Raw genomic sequence first — 18,399 nt, 5'->3', positions numbered from 1 at the left:
CTCGCCTCTCGCTCGCCCCGCCAGCGATCAGGACGAGGGCGTTTCAGGTTGATCAATGGTCAGCCGGACCACATCCCCGCTTCCCAGCTCCAGGGGTTCGCTGCTGCCTTGCCACTCGCCACGCGTGGCATCGCCCTCCCTGGAGATACGTGCGAACAGCCTGACCTGCTCGAAGTTGGACAACCGAAGCTGAGGCGTCATTGCATCGGCATCGCTCAAACTGACGGTAGCCGGAAGATCGCTGACGCTGAGGCGCTTGACCGCCAACGGCATGGCCGGCCCTGAGGCCGCACGAGCGAATACGAATACCGCATCACCGGGCTGTACCTTGTCGGCCAGTTCATCCCCGAGACGGACTTCGACGCTAAGGCTCGCGGCACCGACAGCGGCCTCTTCAGCAGGCTTGTCATCAGCGCCGAGCGGCTGTCCAAGACGCTCACGCGCCTGAGCAATGCCGCCCTGAATGGCCTCACGTGAAGGATCTTCGGGCGGCAGCGCGGCCACCAGGCGCTCCCAGAAGCCGGCGGCCTCCTCGAAACGTCCGTCTTCGAAAGCTGCAATACCCAACAGACCAAGACTCGTCACTTCATGCGGGTCCGCCTGCAACGCTTCGTCGGTGAGTTGCCGTATCTGCTCGGTCCACTGGCGACCCCCGGCAAAATACAGTGCTTGCGCCCATTGGCCGAGCAGCTCCGGCGCGCGCCCAGCCAGTTCGACGAGCTGCGCATAGGCGCCGGCGGCATCAGCCGGACGCTCCTGGTTCATGTAGGTCCGGGCCAGGAAATACCAGGCCTCGGTGGATTCGGGCTGCGCCTTGACCGCACGCTCGAGCCGCGCCGTCATCTCTTCCATGGTTTTGGGCTGCTCAATGAATTCGCGCGTCAGTTCCAGCTTGTCGCTGGCCCCCCAGTGCAGGTACATGCCATAACCGAACAGTGGCACCAGGATCGCGGCAATCAGCGGAATCGTGCGGCCCAGGCTGCTGCTACGTCGTACGTCATCACCTTCAGTGTCGTCGAGCAGCTCGCGCGCGGCATCGGCACGCCCTTCCTCGAACTGCTCCGCTGTCAGCGTGCCGGCAGCCTGCTGGCTGGCCAGCTCGCCGAGCCTTTCTTCATACAGCGCAACATTGAGCGCTGTCCGGTCTTCTTCTGCCTGTGCCCGGCGGCCCCGCAGTACGGGAAGCAGCAGGATGGCCAGAGCGGCCAGCAGCAGCAGCGCGGCCCCTATCCAGAAATCGATCATGGTTCTTTTTTATCCAGCAACGTGGCGAGGCGTTCACGTTCGGCCTCGGAAAGAGTGTTCTGCGCATCGTCGTCCGTAGCACGACGCCGCCGCATCAGGATCAGCGCCAACACGCCGAAGCCCAATACCAGCAAGCCTATCGGGCCGTACCAGAGCAGCAGCGTCTTCATGTTGAGCGGCGGTTTGTAGCGCACGAAATCGCCATAACGCGCGACCAGGTAGTCAACGATCTGCTCGTTGCTCTGCCCTTCTTCGAGCATGCGGAAGATTTCACGGCGCAAGTCCATGGCGATGGGCGCATTGGAGTCGGCAATGTTCTGGTTCTGGCATTTCGGGCAACGCAGCTCTTCAACCAGGGTCCGGTAGCGTTCGCGCTCGGTCTCGTCCCTGAACTCGTAGGCATCGATCGCCGCCTGCGCGCCACCAATCATGCACAGCGCCAGCAGAAAGCCTTGGATCAGCTGTTTCATTGGTCCACCAGTTCCTGATAGAGCGCAGCGAGCTGTTCACGCCATACGCGCGGGTCGATGGCGCCGACATACTTGTGGCGAATGATCCCGTCCTTGTCGATCAGGAAGGTCTCCGGCGCACCGTAGACGCCGAGGTTGATCCCCAGACTGCCCTCTGGATCCTCGACGTTGAGGCGATAGGGGTTGCCCAGCTCGTTCAGCCAGCGACGCGCGGCCTCGCTGTCATCCTTGTAGTTAACCCCATAGACCACCACGCCCTGACTGGCCAACTGGTTGAGCATCTCGTGCTCGGCGCGGCAGGTCGGGCACCAGGTCGCCCATACATTCACCAGCGCCGCCTCGCCCTTGAAGTCGGCAGCACTCAGCATGCGCTCCGGGTCTTCCAGCGATGGCAGGGAGAATGCGGGCAGCGGCTTGTCGATCAGCGCCGACGGCAGCTCGGACGGGTCCAGGAACAGGCCGCGATAGAGAAACACCGCGACCGCCAGGAAGATCACCAGCGGCAGCAGCATCAACAGTCTTTTCATCACTCAGGCTCCTTGCTGGGCCAGGCCCAGGGCCTCACGGACACGGGTCTTGACCTTCACGCGATAACGCCGGTCACAGGCGGACAGAACACCACCGACGGACATCAGCAACGCCCCCAGCCAGATCCAGCGCACGAAGGGCTTGATATGCACCCTCACCGCCCAGGCGCCGTCCTCCAGCGGCTCACCCAGAGCCACGTAAAGGTCGCGGGTGAAGCCCGCATCGATACCGGCCTCGGTCATGGGCATCTGCTGGACGGTATACAGGCGCTTCTCGGGATGCAGGAGAGCAATCTGCTTGTCACCGTCGAAGACCCGGATGGTACCCTTGTCCGAGGTGAAGTTCGGTCCGTCGAAATGCGTGGCGCCTTCGAAGACGAAGGTGTAGCCACCCAGTTCCAGCGACTCGCCCGGCGCCAGGCGCAGGTCGCGCTCGGAACTGTGCTGGCTGACCAGCACCACGCCGATAGCGCATACCGCCAGGCCCAGGTGCGCCGTCTGCATGCCCCAGTAGCTCGGCGCCAGGCTGCGAATGCCCTTGAACAGACCCTTGTGGCGAGTCTTGTCGAGCACGTCGCGCACACCGGCCACCACGACCCAGGCCGCCAGCAGGCATACGGCAAGCACCGCCCAGTGGAAATCACCGAGCAGCATCGAGCCCAGCCCAGCCAGCACGGCGCTGGTGATCAGTACCGGGGTCAGCATGCCCAGCAGCCATTTCACCGGCGTGTCTTTCCAGCGCACCAGGATGCCCACGCCCAGGGCGAGCATCAGCGCGGCCATCAGCGGCAGGAACATCGCATTGAAATAGGGCGGCCCAACGGACAGCTTGGTGTCGGACAAAGCATCGAGCAGCAGCGGATACAGCGTGCCCAGCAGGATCATCGCGGTTGCGACCACCAGCAGCAGGTTGTTGACCAGCAGCAGGGTTTCGCGGGACCAGAGACTGAAGCCAATCCGGCTTTTCACTACCGGCGCGCGCAAGGCGAACAGGGTCAGCGAGCCACCGACGACCAGCAGCAGGAAAGCCAGAATGAAGACGCCGCGCTCCGGATCGGTGGCGAAGGCATGCACCGAGGTCAGCACACCGGAGCGGACCAGGAAGGTGCCCAGCAGGCTGAGCGAGAATGCGGCAATCGCCAGCAATACCGTCCAGCTCTTGAAGACGCCACGCTTCTCCGTCACCGCCAGCGAATGGATCAGCGCCGTGCCGACCAGCCAGGGCATGAAGGAGGCGTTCTCCACCGGGTCCCAGAACCACCAGCCGCCCCAGCCCAGCTCGTAATAGGCCCACCAGGAACCCAGCGCGATACCGGCACCGAGAAAGGCCCAGGCGACCAGTGTCCAGGGCCGCGACCAGCGTGCCCAGGCGGCATCCAGGCGGCCACCCAGCAAGGCGGCGATGGCGAAGGCGAAGGCCACCGAGAAACCGACATAACCCATGTAGAGCATCGGTGGATGCACGATCAGGCCGAAGTCCTGCAGCAGCGGATTGAGGTCGCGCCCGTCCATCGGCGCCTGCGGCAGGTAGCGCTCGAAAGGGTTGGAGGTGATGATCAGGAACAGCAGGAAGCCGATGCTGATCAGGCCCATGACCCCCAGCACCCGCGCCAGCATGTCCTCGGGCAGCTGGCGGGAGAAAATCGCCACGGCGAAGGTCCAGCCGGCCAGGATGAAGGCCCAGAGCAGCAGGGAGCCTTCGTGGGCACCCCATACGGCGCTGAACTTGTAGTACCAGGGCAGCGCGCTGTTGGAGTTGTGCGCGACGTAGGCGACGGAGAAGTCATCGACCATGAACGCGTAGGTCAGGCAGGCGAAGGAGAATCCCAGGAAGGCGAACTGCCCCCAGGCAGCCGGCTGCGCCAGGCTCATCCACTGATGATCACTGCGCCAGGCACCGATCAGCGGCAGCGTGCCCTGCACCACGGCCAGGCACAGCGCCAGAATCATGGCCAGATGGCCGAGCTCGGGAATCATTTTGCATACTCCTGCTTGTCGCCTTCGTAATGCCTCATCATGCCGCTCTGCTCCAGCGCCTGAGTGACTTCCGGCGGCATGTAGTTCTCATCGTGCTTGGCCAACACTTCGTCGGCGACCAGGACGCCTTCGCCATTGACGCGCCCCAGAGCGACGATGCCCTGCCCCTCGCGAAACAGGTCCGGCAGGATGCCCTGGTACTGGATGGCGATGCTGGCGTTGTTATCCGTGACGCGGAAAGTCACGGTGAGCGAATCCTTGCTACGTGTCACCGAACCCTCTTCCACCAGCCCACCGGCGCGAATCCGAGTGCCTTCCGGCGCTTCGCCGGCGGCGATCTGGGTCGGCGTGTAGAAGAGGTTGATGTTCTCTCGCAAGGCAGACAGAGCCAGCGTTATCGCGATGCCCACGCCGGCCAGAATGGCCAGAATGATGAACAAACGCTTCTTGCGCACAGGATTCACTTCATTTCCTCCCGGCGCAAACGACGCGCCTCATCTTGCAGATATCGCCGGCGTGCCAGCATTGGCAGCGCCACGTTCAGAACCAGGACGGCCAGGCTGATGCCATAGGATGTCCAGACGTACAGGCCATGGTTGCCCATGGCGATGAATTCGGAAAACGATGAGAAATTCATGATGCCTTACCTACCAGCGCCTGCACCTCGGCCTTGACCCAGCTGCTGCGTGATTCGCGACGCAGCACTTCCAGGCGCATGCGCATCAGCAGTACCCATGTGAAGAAACAGTAGAAGCCCAGGACCATGACCAGCAGCGGCAACCACATTTCGATCGGCATCGCGGGCTTTTCGGTGACCGTGAAGGTCGCGGGCTGATGAAGGGTGTTCCACCACTCCACCGAGTACTTGATGATCGGGATGTTCACCACCCCGACGATGGAAAGCACCGCGCAGGCTTTCGCCGCGCTGTCGCGGTTGCTGATGGCCTGCCCCAGCGCGATGATGCCGAAGTACAGGAACAGCAGGATCAGCATGGAGGTCAGGCGAGCATCCCAGACCCACCAGGCGCCCCAGGTCGGCTTGCCCCATACCGCCCCGGTCAGCAGCGCGATGAAGGTCATCCAGGCACCGATGGGCGCGGCCTGCTGCAAGGCGACATCCGCCAGTTTCATTTTCCACACCAGACCGACCAGGCCCGCGACGGCCAGCATCACATAGATCGATTGCGCCAGGAATGCGGCGGGCACATGGATATAGATGATCCGGAAGCTGTTGCCCTGCTGGTAGTCCTGGGGCGCAAACGCCAGCCCCCAGATCGTGCCTACCGTGACCAGCACGAAGGTTGCCCAGCCAAGCCAGGGCATCCAGCGGCTACTGATTCCGTAGAACCATTTGGGCGAACCCAGCTTGTGGAACCATGTCCAGTTCATAGCACCTGCCTCACATCCGCTACGCATTCCGATACTGCCCCGAAACCGCACGGGCGCCACTTGTTCGCGATCAGTAAAGTCGTCGGTGCCAGGGGCCGCCTGTCGAGGAAAGCCGTAGCGCTATCGAATAAATCCATCGTGCAATCCATCACTCGCCAACACTGATTTTCAGGCCAGCCGCTATCGCAAAGGGTGTAAGGGTGACAGCCAGGGCTGTCAGACTGGAGAGCCATAACAGATGACCGACCGCCGGCAGCCCCTGCAGCGCTGCCTGCAGCGCCCCACTACCCAGAATGAGCACCGGGATATACAACGGCAGAATCAGCAATGCCAGCAACAGGCCGCCGCGCTTGAGGCCGACGGTCAGCGCCGCGCCGACCGCGCCGAGCAGGCTGAGCACGGGCGTTCCCAGCAGCAACGAGATCAGCAGCACCGGTAGCGCGCTCATCGGCATGCCCAGCATCAACGCCAGCAACGGCGCCAGCAACACCAGCGCCAGGCCGGAAAAGGCCCAGTGTGCCAGCACCTTGGCGAGTACCAGAAGCGCCAGCGGGTGCGGCGAAACGACCCACTGTTCGAGCGAGCCATCTTCGAAATCGCTGCGAAACAGCCCGTCCAGCGAGAGCAGAACGGCCAACAGCGCCGCGACCCAGATCAGCCCCGGCGAGATGGTTTGCAGCAGTTGCGACTCCGGCCCGACCGCCAGCGGGAACAGGGCGATGACGATGGCGAAGAACACCAGCGGGTTGGCCAGCTCGGCAGGACGGCGAAACAGCAGACGGGTTTCGCGGGCCAGCAGCAGAGTGAAGACGTTGCTCATGCGGCGCGCTGTCCCAGATCGATTTCACGAAAGCCGGCCGGTTTTTCAGCGAGCGAGTGATGGGTGGTCAGCACGACCATGCCACCCTGCTCGCAATGCACGGCCAGGTGTCGTTCCAGTTGCGCCACGCCATGCTTGTCGAGCGCGGTGAAGGGCTCATCGAGAATCCACAGCGGCGGGGGCGAAAGATAGAGCCGGGCCAGACCGACGCGGCGTTGCTGGCCGGCAGACAGCGTGTGACAGGGGACATCCTCGAAACCGCGCAGGCCCACCGCATCCAGCGCCTGCCAGATGGCCTCACGAGTCGCCGGATGATGCAGGGCGCATAGCCAGGTGAGGTTTTCCTCAGGCGTGAGCAGGCCCTTGATGCCCGCCGCATGACCAATCCAGAGAAGATTGCGCGCCAGTTCGTCGCGCTGGCTTTCAAGATTGCGGCCATTGAGCCGCACTTCCCCTGCGGTCGGTTGCATCAACCCTGACAACAGGCGTAGCAGACTGGTCTTGCCACTGCCATTGGGGCCGGCGATCTGCACCATTTCACCGTTGGCGATCTGCAGATCCAGCCTCTCGAACAACAGACGCCAGTCCCGTTCGCAGGAAAGCGCCACAGCTTCTAGAAAAGGACAGGACACGCTATGGACACCTCAAGATGAAAAGGGCGTAGCCGCTACAATGACAGACAAGCCGGGCGCGCCGAATTATACATGCCGCGCCTTGGGGCCGCAGACCACAAAGTCGAAAGGTTGTAAGAGCATTTAAGTAAAAATGACCGAGATCAAAAGCACCCAGGCTATTCCCCCCGCCAACCCGCCCCGCTCGACGGCAGGCTCCGCCGAGCTGGCGTTGAAACTGCTGCAGCCCATGCAGGGGCTGCTGGCCGCCGGGGAAAGTGCCGAGGCCGAGGTCGTCAGGATCAAGGAAGCCCTCCAGGCCTTTCAGCTGACGCTGCGCCTGACACTTGGCAGCGGGCGCCAGGCAACGGTCGAAACCACCAGCAACAAAGCCGTCGCACCAGGCGCAGCCCTGTTCGTTACCGCTGCATCCGATACCCGCCTGATGGCTGTGCTGCAACCCGGCAGCCGGCAACCCATGAGCAGCATCGACCTCGGCCAGCTGCCCGTAGGCACCCTGATCCAGGGCAAGGTCACCGCCAGCCAGCAGACCCAGCAGGCCGGGCAGAGCGTATTCAAACTGGTGATCAGCCTGCTCAATTCTCCACTGGCCGGGCAGAAGCTGAATATCGAATCGAGCCTGCCGCTGGCACCGGGCAGCCTGATCACCGCCCGGGTCCAGGGCGACCAGTCACTGGCATTCATGCCGCTGAGCGGTCGTCTCGATCAACTGGTACTGGGCCAGCACCTCGGTGCACAGAACAGCCGTCAGGGCTCGCTTGAAGGTCTGTTCAGCGCATTGACGGCCGGGGCGGTCCTGCCCGACGGCTTGCGCGGCGCAGCCGAACGCCTGCTCGGCCTGATCCCTGAAATGCAGCAGCTGGGCGATGCCAAGACCCTGGCCCAGGCGCTGGCCAAGAGCGGTATCTTCCTTGAAGCGCGCCTGCTCAATGGCAATACCGACAGCCTGCCCACGGATATGAAGGCCGCCCTGCTGCGTCTGGTCGCGCAATTGCCGGGGCTGCCTGGCAGCGGACCACTGACAGCCGCCCAGACGGCGGCAACCCTTGGCCAGGCGCTGCCGGCCTTCGCCCGCAGCGCACTCGGCGCGCTTGGACAGCCGAATGCGCGCCAGCTCGCACAGAACTTTCCCCTGCCGGGGCGACTGCTGCTCGATGCCGACGGCGAAGCCGATCTGGAACTCATGTTGAAACTGGCGGCGGCGGCGGTATCACGGCTGCAGACCCACCAGTTGTCCAGCCTCGCGCAGACTCAGACCGGCCCCGACGGCACGCAGGTCACGACCTGGCAGATCGAAGTGCCGATGCGCGATACGCGCGACATCGTTCCGCTGCAGGTCAAGCTGCGGCGCGAGGAGGAACCCCGGCAAAACGGCAAGGAAAAAGGCGAAACCCTGTGGAAGGTCGAACTGGCATTCGATGTCGCCCCCCTGGGGCCACTGCAGGTTCAGGCACAGCTGGTCAGTGGTAGCCTGTCGAGCCAGATCTGGGCCGAACGCAGCCATACTGCCCAGCTGATTTCCACCGAACTCGACTACCTGCGCCAGCGACTGCTCGATGCCGGGCTGACCGTGGGTGAGCTGGCCTGCCGTCAGGGTACGCCGCCGCAAGGCCCCCGCACCGCTGTCGATCAACGCTTCGTGGATGAAACCGCATGACTGCCAAGACCCCGCGCCAGGCCATCGCGCTCACCTATGACGGCATCAACGCGCCCAACCTTTCGGCCAAGGGCGACGATGAACTGGCCGAGGCGATACTGGCCATTGCCCGCGAGCATGAAGTGCCGATCTACGAAAACGCCGAACTGGTCAGGCTGCTGGCACGCCTGGAGCTTGGCGATGCCATCCCCGAAGCGCTATATCGCACCATCGCCGAAATCATCGCCTTCGCCTGGTATCTGAAAGGCAAATGCCCGCCGGGCTTTGCCGAGCAACAGCCCGCGCCGTCGCTGCCCCTGCTCAACGGCCCCTAGCAGGCCGTTGAAAAACTACCTGCGTTGACAATACTTCGTTAAAAACAGCCTCAGACTACTCATTTAGACTACTAAACTCCGCGTCTTCGGCTGTTTTTGCCTCGTCTTGCCTGCCTCGCCTACGTTTTTCAACAGTCTGCAAGTCCTGAACCGTATTCAGTCAGTCTTGCGCCGCGCCTGATGCAGCTTGCTCATCAATTCGGCTTCGGACTGGGACAGCCCGCAGGATTGCGTCAGATCATCGACGCTGGCCCCCATACCGACCAGCTTGGCGGCCTGGGAAAAGGAAAAGTTGTTCGGATCACGCTGTTCGAGCTGGGTGATCCGGTCGGGCAGCGGTGAGACCATGCGCGAAAGCTCGTGCAACTCCTGGCCCATATGCACGCTGCCGTCCAGATAGGTATCCAGTTGAGCGCTCAACTCCTTGATTCGCCGGTCCCGAATGGCATCGTTGCGCGCCTGCAGCTGAGCCTGCTGGCGCTGGCGCCGGAACAGCCAGACGCATAACCCCAGCAGCGCAACGCAACACAGGGCAAGCGCGACGACCGACGCGACCAGCGAGGCAATCAGCATGTATCAGATGCTCTCAAGTTCCGCCCATTCTTCTTCGTTCATCAGTTTTTCGAGCTCGACCAGAATCAGCAGCTCATTGTTCTTGTTGCACACGCCCTGGATGAATTTCGCCGATTCGTCGTTACCGACATTGGGCGCGGTTTCGATCTCCGACTGCCGCAGATAGACCACTTCAGCAACGCTATCGACCAGAATGCCGATCACCTGCCGATCCGCCTCGATGATGACGACGCGCGTATTGTCCGTAATCGGCGCGGTCTGCAGCCCGAAGCGCTGGCGCGTATCGATCACCGTCACCACGTTGCCGCGCAGGTTGATGATGCCCAGCACGTAGCTTGGCGCACCCGGCACGGGCGCAATTTCGGTATAGCGCAACACTTCCTGGACCTGCATCACGTTGATGCCGTAGGTTTCGTTATCCAGACGGAAGGTCACCCATTGCAGGACCGGATCATCGGAACCCTGCGCGGAAGTCATCTTCATAGCCCCACCTCTTGTTGTACCGCTGTGGCGGTCGATTCTATCGATTGCTCGGGCCGCGTGTGCGCACCCTGCTTGTTCAATTGATTACGAAGGTACGCCTTTCAGGCGGCGTGTTGCACCACTGGCAATCAGCTCCGCAAGCGCGGCCACGTCCAGCAGGGCGCACATGTGATCGATCACCGTCCCGGCCAGCCAGGGTCGCTGGGTACGTTGCGAGCGCCACTTGACCTCACGTGGATCCAGGCGAATCGAGCGGCTGACTTGATGCACGGCCAACCCCCATTCGTAGCCCTGTACCGATATCACATACTGCAAGCCCTGGCGAAAATCGTCGCGGTAGCGATCAGCCATCACCCAGCGCGCCGTATCCAGCACCTTCAGGTTGCCCGCCTGGCTTGGCAGGATACCGAGAAACCAGTCGGGCTGGCCGAACAGCGGCGTCAGTTCCTGCCCTGCGAGCGGGTAGATCGAGCCGAGACTGATCAGCGGCACCGCCAGCGTCAGGCCGGCGACATCGAACAGAAGACACTCGAACGGCGCCTCGCCCCATTCCGGCTGGCCACCTTTGTATTGCGGCGGCCCACCCACTCGCCCCGCCGTCTCCAGCGTGGCGACAGGTTCGATCAGGGCCTGTTGTGGCGCCACTGGCGCAAGCTCGGGTTCAAGCGTCAGCGGGGCAACGGACTCGGTCACCTCGACGATCGGCTGGACCTGCGCAGGCGCGATCACCCGCTGCCTGTCGCGCAGCTGTTCTTCGAGCACTGCCGCCTGGAACTCGTCCTGACTGACCGTCTCGGTCAATTCCAGGCTGGCATCCTGCAACAGCTCATCGAGATACGACTGCAGTGTCTGTTGCGACCGGCTTTCTTTAAGAAGGGTACGACTCATGAAACCCACTCGCGCGAACCAACTGGGTAGACTATCGGCTGCCCATGGACTGAACTTGAACCTGTCTCATGGCGCGTCATCAGGCCACCTGCGGAGAGCTTTGTGCCGCCAGCAGCGCCTTGAGCAACGAGCGGTAGGCAAGTACCGCACGGCTGCTGGGATCATGCTGTGAAGGCGTGACACCCGCAAGGCTGGCATCACGCAGGCGTGTATCGATGGGGATGAAAGCCTGCCACAGATTGGCCTGATAGCCATTGCGCAGCACCTTCAGGGTATTCATCGAAGCCTGGGTGCGGCGGTCGAACATGGTCGGCACGATCGTGTAGGGCAATGCCTGCTTGCGTGAACGGTTGATCATGGCGATGGTGCTGACCATTCGCTCCAGGCCCTTTATCGCCAGGAATTCGGTCTGCACCGGGATGATCAGCTGCTGGCTGGCGGCCAGCGCGTTGACCATCAGGACGCCGAGCAATGGCGGACTGTCGATGATGGCGTAATCGAAATCCTGCCAGAGCTGCGAAAGGCTCTTGGCAATGACCAGCCCCAGACCGCTCTGCCCCGGCGCCTGGCGCTCCAGGGTGGCCAGTACGGTGCTGGACGGCAGCAGCGAAATCCGCTCGTGACTGGTCGGCAGCAGCAATTGCCAGGGCAGCCCTTCGGGCACCGTGCCCTGGTGCTGAAACAGGTCGAACACGCTGTGATCGAGATTGTCGGGATCATGGCCGAAATAGCTGGTCATCGAACCATGGGGATCGAGATCCAGCACCACGACACGCTTGCCGGAATCGGCCAGCAATCCGGCAAGGGCGATGGAGGTGGTGGTCTTACCCACTCCGCCTTTTTGGTTGGCGACAGCCCAGACTCTCATAACTCTCTTTCCATCCGGCTCGAATCAGAGCGTGAATATGCCACGACGACATGGGCGACGAAGATTTGACGACATCTCCCCCTGCCTCTGTTTGACTCGAAGCAAAAGCACTTTATGTGCCAGGCTGCCGACCTGCTTCGGCAGGACGCGCGGCCCCGCCGTGAGAGCCGCTTTCGCCGCGTCGCACATCGAGATTGCGTGAAATGACCAGCACCACCCGCCGATTGCGCGCCCTGCCCTCCAGGGTTGCGTTGTCCGCTATCGGCTGGAACTCGCCGTAGCCCACCGCCGCCAGCCGTGACGGCGCCACCCCGTCAGCCGCCAGCATCCGTACCACACTGCCGGCGCGGGCAGCGGACAATTCCCAGTTGGTCGGGTACTTGTCCGTACTGATCGGCAGATTGTCGGTAAAGCCTTCGACCCGAATCGGATTGTCGAAAGGCGCCAGAATCCTGGCAACCTTTTCCACCAGCTCGAAGGCATGATCGTTGGGCAAGGCGTCGCCGCTGGGAAACAGCAGGCTCGAATTCAGCTCGATCTCGACCCACAGCTCGTTACCGCGCAGGGTCAGCTGGTTCGAGCCGATGAGATCGGCAAACGCTTCGCGCATGCTGCGCATGATGCTTTCCAGCGGATCGATGGGCTGCGACGGCTCATCGGTCTGGGAAGGATTTGGCTGAGTGGTACGAGGCCGCTCTTCACCGATGGGTATCGGTTTGAGGGCTCGGTCCGGCTGATTGAAGACGCCGACAAGCGAATCGGAAAGAATCTTGTACTTGCCCTCGTTGAGCGAGGAAATCGAATACATGACCACGAAGAAGGCGAACAGCAGCGTGATGAAGTCCGCGTAGGAAACCAGCCAGCGCTCGTGGTTGTCCGGTTCTTCCTGGAATCTGCGGCGAGCCATCGTTCAGGACCCTGACGATGCGATCAGGGAAACAGGCGCAACATCGAGCAGGCGCACGTACAGGAAACCAGCCCCAGGCTCCATGGTCGATGTGCTTTCAGCGGTCGCCATCTGTGTTCCCCCTGTCCACGCCGCCGGCCCTGAACCGTTCAATCGATGAAGCCCTGCAGTTTCATTTCTATCGAGCGGGGGTTTTCGCCCTCGGCAATCGACAGGACTCCTTCGAGCAGCAATTCACGGTAGGTGGTCTGTTTCTGCACGATGCTCTTGAGCTTGTAGCCAATCGGCAGCACCAGCAGGTTGGCAAAGCCCACACCGTAGATGGTCGCCACGAATGCCACCGCAATGCCGCTACCCAGCTGGCTGGGATCGGCAAGATTGCCCATCACATGAATCAGCCCCATGACGGCGCCGATGATGCCGATGGTGGGTGAATAGCCGCCCATGCTCTCGAACACCTTCGCCGCACGGATATCGCGGGTTTCCTGGGTATACATGTCCACTTCGAGGATGCTGCGGATCACCTCGGGCTCGGCGCCATCGACCAACAGCTGCAAACCCTTGCGGGCATAGGGATCAGGCTCGGTTTCGGCAACCGGCTCAAGGCCCAGCAGGCCTTCCTTGCGGGCGGTCGTGCTCCAGCCGGTGACCAGGCTGATGCCCTTCAGCATGTCGACGCGAGGCGGAAAGAAGATCCAGCCGATGATCGACATCGCCCGCATGAAGACCGCCATGGGCGTCTGCAACAGTACCGCCCCGAGGGTTCCACCCAGTACGATCAGCGCCGCCGGCCCATTGAGCAGCGCGGAAATATGCCCACCCTCGAGAAAATTTCCCCCGACGATGGCGACGAACGCAAGAACCAGCCCGATAAGGCTGAGCACATCCATCAGATGCAGGCCTCGCTCAGGTGCCGACCGATGTCATCGAGCGCGTAGACGGCGTCGCTGAGGTTCGCCTTGGCCACGGCCATGGGCATGCCATAGATCACGCAGCTGGCCTCGTCCTGGGTCCAGACCTGGCTGCCGCATTGCTTGAGCATGCGTGCGCCCTCACGACCATCGGCGCCCATGCCGGTGAGGACCACCGCCAGAACCTTGTCATTGAACGCCTTGGCGGCAGAGCCGAAAGTCACGTCGACACAGGGGCGATAGTTGAGCCGCTCGTCACCGGGCAGAATGCGTACCGCGCCGCGCCCGTCGACCATCATCTGCTTGCCACCGGGCGCCAGCAACGCCAGGCCGGGACGCAGCAGATCGCCATCTTCGGCTTCCTTGACACGGATGTTGCAGAGCTTGTCCAGACGTTCGGCGAAGGCCTTGGTGAACGCGGCGGGCATGTGCTGGATCAGCACGATGGGCGCCGGGAAGCCGGCCGGAAGCTGGGTCAGCACCCGCTGCAGCGCCACGGGACCACCTGTGGACGTGCCGATGGCGACCAGCCGGTAGGCCTTGCGCCGTGGCGCCGGCGAAACCGGGCTCGGCGCCGGTGCTGGCGTACTGCGCGGCGCGGTGAAAGCGGGCACTGCCGGCGCTGCCGCCGTGCGGCCAACCGGAGCCGCCGACGGCGTGCGAGGACTGACGTAATGCCGATTGCTGCGCGAGATGGTGTGCACTTTCTCGCAGAGCAGCTGCTTGACCTTGTCCGGGTTGCGCGAAATATCCTCGAAATTCTTCGGCAGGAAATCCACCGCCCCGGCATCCAGCGCATCCAGCGTGACGCGCGCGCCTTCATGAGTCAGCGAGGAGAACATCAGTACCGGCGTCGGACAACGCTGCATGATCTGCCGCACCGCGGAAATGCCATCCATTGTCGGCATTTCATAATCCATGGTGATGACGTCGGGCTTGAGCGCCAGCGTCTGGTCAATCGCCTCTCGTCCGTTGGTGGCGGTGCCGATCACCTGGATATTCGGGTCTGAAGAGAGGATTTCCGATACACGGCGCCGAAAGAAGCCGGAATCGTCCACTACCAGGACCTTGACTGCCATAAAACACTCCTAGCGACAGCGCTCCCCCAGGGAGCGCTGTCCAACTGATCAGATCCTGCGTGCGTAACGCTTGAGCATGCTCGGCACATCGAGGATCAGAGCTATCCGACCGTCGCCCGTGATGGTCGCACCGGACATGCCTGGTGTGCCTTGCAGCATCTTGCCCAGCGGCTTGATCACCACCTCTTCCTGGCCCACCAGCTGATCGACGACGAAGCCGATGCTCTGGTTACCGACACTCAGGATCACCACATGACCTTCGCGCTGCTCCTCCTGCTGCGCGTCCTTCACCAGCCAGCGCTTGAGATAGAATAGCGGCAGCGCCTTGTCACGCACGATCACCACTTCCTGACCATCGACGACATTGGTGCGGGACAGATCGAGATGGAAAATCTCGTTGACGTTGACCAGCGGAAAAGCGAATGCCTGGTTGCCCAGCATCACCATCAGGGTCGGCATGATCGCCAATGTCAGCGGCACTTTGATCACCACGCGCGAGCCCTGGCCCTTGGCGGAGAAGACATTGACCGTACCGTTGAGCTGGGAAATCTTGGTCTTGACCACATCCATGCCGACGCCACGACCGGAGACGTCGGAGATCTCCGTCTTGGTCGAGAAACCCGCCGCGAAGATCAGGTTGTAGCACTCCAGATCACTCAGTCGCTCGGCTGCATCCTTGTCCAGCATGCCCTTCTCGATAGCCTTGGCACGCAGGATGTTGGCATCCATGCCTTTGCCGTCGTCACTGATGATCAGCAGGATGTGATCACCCTCCTGCTCGGCGGACAACACCACCTTGCCGGTGCGCGGCTTGCCTGCGGCTTCGCGCTCATCCGGCATCTCGATGCCATGATCGACCGCGTTACGCACCAAGTGCACCAGCGGATCGGCCAGAGCCTCGACGAGGTTCTTGTCCAGATCGGTTTCCTCACCGATCAGCTCAAGATTGATTTCTTTCTTCAGGTTGCGCGCCATGTCCCGGATCAGACGCGGGAACCGACCGAAGGCCTTCTTGATCGGCTGCATGCGCGTTTTCATCACCGCGCTTTGCAGGTCGCCAGTGACCACGTCGAGATTGGACACTGCCTTGGACATGGCCTCGTCGCCGCTGTCGGCACCCAGCCGCACCAACCGGTTACGCACCAGCACCAGCTCGCCGACCATGTTCATGATCTCGTCGAGCCGCGCCGTATCGACGCGTACCGTGGTTTCGGCTTCACTGGCCGGTTTTTCCGCCGCGGCCCTGGCAGGCGCGGCGGCAGCCTTGGCGGGTGCGGCTACGGGTTTCGCTGCAGCAGCTTTCGGCGCGGCGCCCGGCTTGGCTGAAGCGGGCGCAGATGCTGGTGCGACCACTTCCGCTTCGAACTTGCCTTTGCCATGCAACTGATCGAGCAAGGCCTCGAATTCATCATCGGTGATGTGATCGCCGCCTGCAGCGGGAGCAGAAGCGGAAACAGTCGTGGTATCGGCGCTTGCCTGCTGCGGCTCAGCGGCGGCAGGTACTTCGGCGAACTGTCCCTTTCCGTGCAACTGATCGAGCAGCGCCTCGAACTCATCGTCGGTGATCTCATCGCTGACAGGCGCCTCGCTAGCCCTGGGCGCAGAAGCAATCTGTGCGGCGCCGGAATCGATCTTGAACTGTCCCTGGCCATGCAGCTGATCGAGCAGCGATTCGAATTCAGCGTCAGTAATCTCATCGTCAGCGACGGCAGCAGAGGCGTTGCCCGCCGCATCGTCCAGCGCACCGAGCAACTGCTCGAACTCGTTATCCGCAGTCGCGGCTTCAGGCTCTGGCGCAACAGCGACAGGCTCGGCAGCCGGGGCATCCATGCTGGCCGGCTCGGCCAGGCGCGCCAATGCGGCCAGCAGTTCAGGTGTAGCCGGGGTCACTTCAGTGCGTTCACGCACCTGATTGAACATGGCATTGACGGCGTCCAGTGCCTGCAGCACGACATCCATCAGTTCCGGTTCAACGCGACGCTCACCCTTGCGCAGGATGTCGAAAACGTTTTCGGCGATATGGCAGCACTCGACCAGCTCATGCAGCTGGAGAAAGCCGGCACCGCCTTTTACCGTGTGAAAACCGCGAAAAATCGCATTGAGCAAGGCGGTATCGTCGGGGCTGCTTTCCAGCTCCACCAACTGCTCTGACAATAGTTCGAGAATCTCGCCGGCCTCTACCAGGAAGTCCTGGAGAATCTCCTCATCGGCGTCGAAGCTCATATTCACATCCCCTAAAAGCCCAGGCTCGAAAGCAGGTCGTCGACATCATCCTGACCGGACACGACATCCTCTCGTATATCGGCATGCATCTGCGGACCTTCACCATTGGAAGATTCTTTTTCTCGTTTTTGTCTTTCCTGCTCCAGGCGTATCGACTCGCAGTCGTGCCGGATACCCGCCATGCGATCGACCTGACCGGCCATCAGCACAAGATTGAGCAGGTTGCTTTCGAGCTCGCTGACCAGTCGGGTGACCCGCTTGATCACCTGCCCGGTCAGATCCTGAAAGTCCTGAGCCAGCATGATTTCGCTGAGATTCTGCGAGAGCTGACTGCCATCGTTCATGGAGCGCTGAAGAAACGAATCGACCCGGCGGACAAGATCCCTGAACTCTTCAGCATTCATGTCCCGGCGCATGAAGCGCTGCCAGTCAGCCGTCAGGCTCTGGGCTTCGTAGCTGACGTAGTTCACCAGTGGCGTCGACTCTTCCACCAGATCCATGGTGCGATTGGCCGCCTTTTCGGTCATCGTCACCACATAGGAAAGGCGATCGGTCGCATCGGTGATCGGCGATGGATCGCCGCCCGTGGCGCTGGTATCCATCTCGAGCTTGACGATGGCGTTGTGCAGTTCGCGCGTGAGCTTGCCGACCTCATGATAGAGGCTGTTGTTGCGAATCTGATTAAGCTCATTGAGCATCTGCGCAGTATCATCCAGGCGGCCTTGCTGCAGACTTTCGAGCAGCTGAGGCGCACGGGCTCGCAGAGTCGCTTCAAACTCCACAAGACTTTGTTCTGCTTGCGTCATAGTACCCTCGCGGCGCTACTTCAGCCGTTGACGCGCTCGAAGATCTTCTCGATCTTTTCCTTGAGCACCTGGGCCGTGAATGGCTTGACCACGTAGCCGTTAACACCGGCCTGTGCGGCTTCGATGATCTGGTCGCGCTTGGCTTCAGCGGTGACCATCAGGACCGGCAGGTGCTTGAGGCGCTCATCGGCGCGCACATGACGCAACAGGTCGATGCCGCTCATGCCGGGCATGTTCCAGTCAGTCACGAGGAAGTCGAAACTGCCACTCTTGAGCATGGGCAACGCGGTGGTGCCGTCGTCCGCTTCGGCGGTATTGGTGAAACCCAGATCGCGCAAGAGGTTCTTGATGATCCGTCTCATCGTCGAGAAGTCGTCAACGATGAGGATTTTCATGTTCTTGTCCAAGTACACCTCCGTAAATCCCGAAATCCCCAAAGCCCTGCTCACGGCTTTTCTGCGGGCTTCATCGATAAAGCCTGTAGGGCACCTCTAAAAACTACCTGCGTTGTCATCGCTGCGTTAAAAACAGGCTCAAAATGCTCATTTACAACTCGTAAACTGCGCTTTTTCGCCTGTTTTTGCCTTGCGCTGACTGCCTCGCCTACGTTTCTAGAGGCGCCCTGTAGAA

21 protein-coding genes are annotated in these 18,399 nt (G+C 61.8%); 2 read left to right on the top strand and 19 right to left on the bottom strand.

Annotation, left to right across the window (positions count from 1 at the left end; all coding sequences use genetic code 11):
• Positions 1-27: 27 nt before the first annotated feature.
• The 9 genes from ccmI to ccmA all read right to left on the bottom strand — a co-directional run bounded on the left by ccmI (position 28) and on the right by ccmA (position 7,060).
• A complete protein-coding gene (gene ccmI / locus ACYCFC_RS02730) occupies positions 28-1,245 on the bottom strand; it encodes a c-type cytochrome biogenesis protein CcmI (protein ID WP_459653088.1) in 1,218 nt (405 codons plus the stop codon).
• Positions 1,242-1,715: a cytochrome c-type biogenesis protein gene (locus tag ACYCFC_RS02725; protein ID WP_181082301.1), complete on the bottom strand. Its 474-nt coding sequence runs from the start codon at positions 1,713-1,715 to the stop codon at positions 1,242-1,244. The genes ccmI and ACYCFC_RS02725 overlap by 4 nt, the downstream gene beginning before the upstream one ends.
• The gene (locus tag ACYCFC_RS02720) at positions 1,712-2,242 is read right to left on the bottom strand and encodes a DsbE family thiol:disulfide interchange protein (RefSeq protein WP_459653087.1); all 531 of its coding nucleotides are present in this window, start codon (positions 2,240-2,242) and stop codon (positions 1,712-1,714) included. The genes ACYCFC_RS02725 and ACYCFC_RS02720 overlap by 4 nt, the downstream gene beginning before the upstream one ends.
• A 3-nt stretch (positions 2,243-2,245) precedes the next feature.
• On the bottom strand, positions 2,246-4,219 hold the full coding sequence (locus ACYCFC_RS02715; RefSeq protein ID WP_459653086.1) for a heme lyase CcmF/NrfE family subunit: 1,974 nt from the start codon (positions 4,217-4,219) through the stop codon (positions 2,246-2,248).
• Positions 4,216-4,683, bottom strand: a complete 468-nt coding sequence (gene ccmE / locus ACYCFC_RS02710; RefSeq protein WP_459653085.1) for a cytochrome c maturation protein CcmE — start codon at positions 4,681-4,683, stop codon at positions 4,216-4,218. Before ccmE ends, ACYCFC_RS02715 begins: the two co-directional genes overlap by 4 nt.
• Complete coding sequence (gene ccmD, locus ACYCFC_RS02705; RefSeq protein ID WP_181082305.1) at positions 4,680-4,856, bottom strand: heme exporter protein CcmD; 177 nt, start codon at positions 4,854-4,856, stop codon at positions 4,680-4,682. The genes ccmE and ccmD overlap by 4 nt, the downstream gene beginning before the upstream one ends.
• Positions 4,853-5,608, bottom strand: coding sequence for a heme ABC transporter permease (locus ACYCFC_RS02700; RefSeq protein WP_459653084.1), 756 nt, complete (start codon positions 5,606-5,608; stop codon positions 4,853-4,855). Before ACYCFC_RS02700 ends, ccmD begins: the two co-directional genes overlap by 4 nt.
• A gap of 148 nt (positions 5,609-5,756) precedes the next feature.
• On the bottom strand, positions 5,757-6,428 hold the full coding sequence (gene ccmB, locus ACYCFC_RS02695; RefSeq protein WP_181082307.1) for a heme exporter protein CcmB: 672 nt from the start codon (positions 6,426-6,428) through the stop codon (positions 5,757-5,759).
• Entirely contained in the window at positions 6,425-7,060 is a 636-nt protein-coding gene (gene ccmA / locus ACYCFC_RS02690) for a cytochrome c biogenesis heme-transporting ATPase CcmA (RefSeq protein ID WP_181082308.1), read from the bottom strand. Before ccmA ends, ccmB begins: the two co-directional genes overlap by 4 nt.
• 133 nt (positions 7,061-7,193) lie before the next feature.
• On the opposite strand from ccmA, the gene fliK reads away from it, so the two are divergent.
• Complete coding sequence (gene fliK / locus ACYCFC_RS02685; protein ID WP_459653083.1) at positions 7,194-8,717, top strand: flagellar hook-length control protein FliK; 1,524 nt, start codon at positions 7,194-7,196, stop codon at positions 8,715-8,717.
• Positions 8,714-9,031 (top strand): EscU/YscU/HrcU family type III secretion system export apparatus switch protein, encoded by a 318-nt coding sequence (locus ACYCFC_RS02680; RefSeq protein WP_459653082.1) that lies wholly within the window; start codon positions 8,714-8,716, stop codon positions 9,029-9,031. Before fliK ends, ACYCFC_RS02680 begins: the two co-directional genes overlap by 4 nt.
• Positions 9,032-9,187: 156 nt before the next feature.
• Here the strand turns inward: ACYCFC_RS02680 and ACYCFC_RS02675 are convergent, their stop codons facing one another.
• The 10 genes from ACYCFC_RS02675 to ACYCFC_RS02630 all read right to left on the bottom strand — a co-directional run bounded on the left by ACYCFC_RS02675 (position 9,188) and on the right by ACYCFC_RS02630 (position 18,164).
• A complete protein-coding gene (locus ACYCFC_RS02675; protein WP_181082311.1) occupies positions 9,188-9,604 on the bottom strand; it encodes a DUF2802 domain-containing protein in 417 nt (138 codons plus the stop codon).
• 3 nt (positions 9,605-9,607) lie between these two features.
• A complete protein-coding gene (locus tag ACYCFC_RS02670) occupies positions 9,608-10,087 on the bottom strand; it encodes a chemotaxis protein CheW (protein ID WP_181082312.1) in 480 nt (159 codons plus the stop codon).
• Positions 10,088-10,171: 84 nt separating this feature from the next.
• On the bottom strand, positions 10,172-10,975 hold the full coding sequence (locus tag ACYCFC_RS02665; RefSeq protein ID WP_181082313.1) for a CheW domain-containing protein: 804 nt from the start codon (positions 10,973-10,975) through the stop codon (positions 10,172-10,174).
• Positions 10,976-11,054: 79 nt separating this feature from the next.
• A complete protein-coding gene (locus ACYCFC_RS02660; RefSeq protein WP_181082314.1) occupies positions 11,055-11,843 on the bottom strand; it encodes a ParA family protein in 789 nt (262 codons plus the stop codon).
• A 112-nt stretch (positions 11,844-11,955) separates the two neighbouring features.
• Positions 11,956-12,750, bottom strand: coding sequence for a flagellar motor protein MotD (motD, locus tag ACYCFC_RS02655; RefSeq protein ID WP_459653081.1), 795 nt, complete (start codon positions 12,748-12,750; stop codon positions 11,956-11,958).
• Between the two features lie 149 nt (positions 12,751-12,899).
• Positions 12,900-13,640, bottom strand: a complete 741-nt coding sequence (locus tag ACYCFC_RS02650; protein ID WP_459653080.1) for a flagellar motor protein — start codon at positions 13,638-13,640, stop codon at positions 12,900-12,902.
• On the bottom strand, positions 13,640-14,740 hold the full coding sequence (locus ACYCFC_RS02645) for a protein-glutamate methylesterase/protein-glutamine glutaminase (protein WP_459653079.1): 1,101 nt from the start codon (positions 14,738-14,740) through the stop codon (positions 13,640-13,642). The genes ACYCFC_RS02650 and ACYCFC_RS02645 overlap by 1 nt, the downstream gene beginning before the upstream one ends.
• A gap of 48 nt (positions 14,741-14,788) precedes the next feature.
• Positions 14,789-16,963, bottom strand: a complete 2,175-nt coding sequence (locus ACYCFC_RS02640) for a chemotaxis protein CheA (RefSeq protein ID WP_459653078.1) — start codon at positions 16,961-16,963, stop codon at positions 14,789-14,791.
• Between the two features lie 11 nt (positions 16,964-16,974).
• Positions 16,975-17,769 (bottom strand): protein phosphatase CheZ, encoded by a 795-nt coding sequence (locus ACYCFC_RS02635; RefSeq protein WP_459653077.1) that lies wholly within the window; start codon positions 17,767-17,769, stop codon positions 16,975-16,977.
• Between the two features lie 20 nt (positions 17,770-17,789).
• A complete protein-coding gene (locus ACYCFC_RS02630; RefSeq protein ID WP_171819274.1) occupies positions 17,790-18,164 on the bottom strand; it encodes a chemotaxis response regulator CheY in 375 nt (124 codons plus the stop codon).
• Positions 18,165-18,399: the final 235 nt, after the last annotated feature.

This window comes from Stutzerimonas sp. NM35 (genome assembly GCF_054604355.1).
This window is presented reverse-complemented; position numbering and strand designations above follow the sequence as displayed.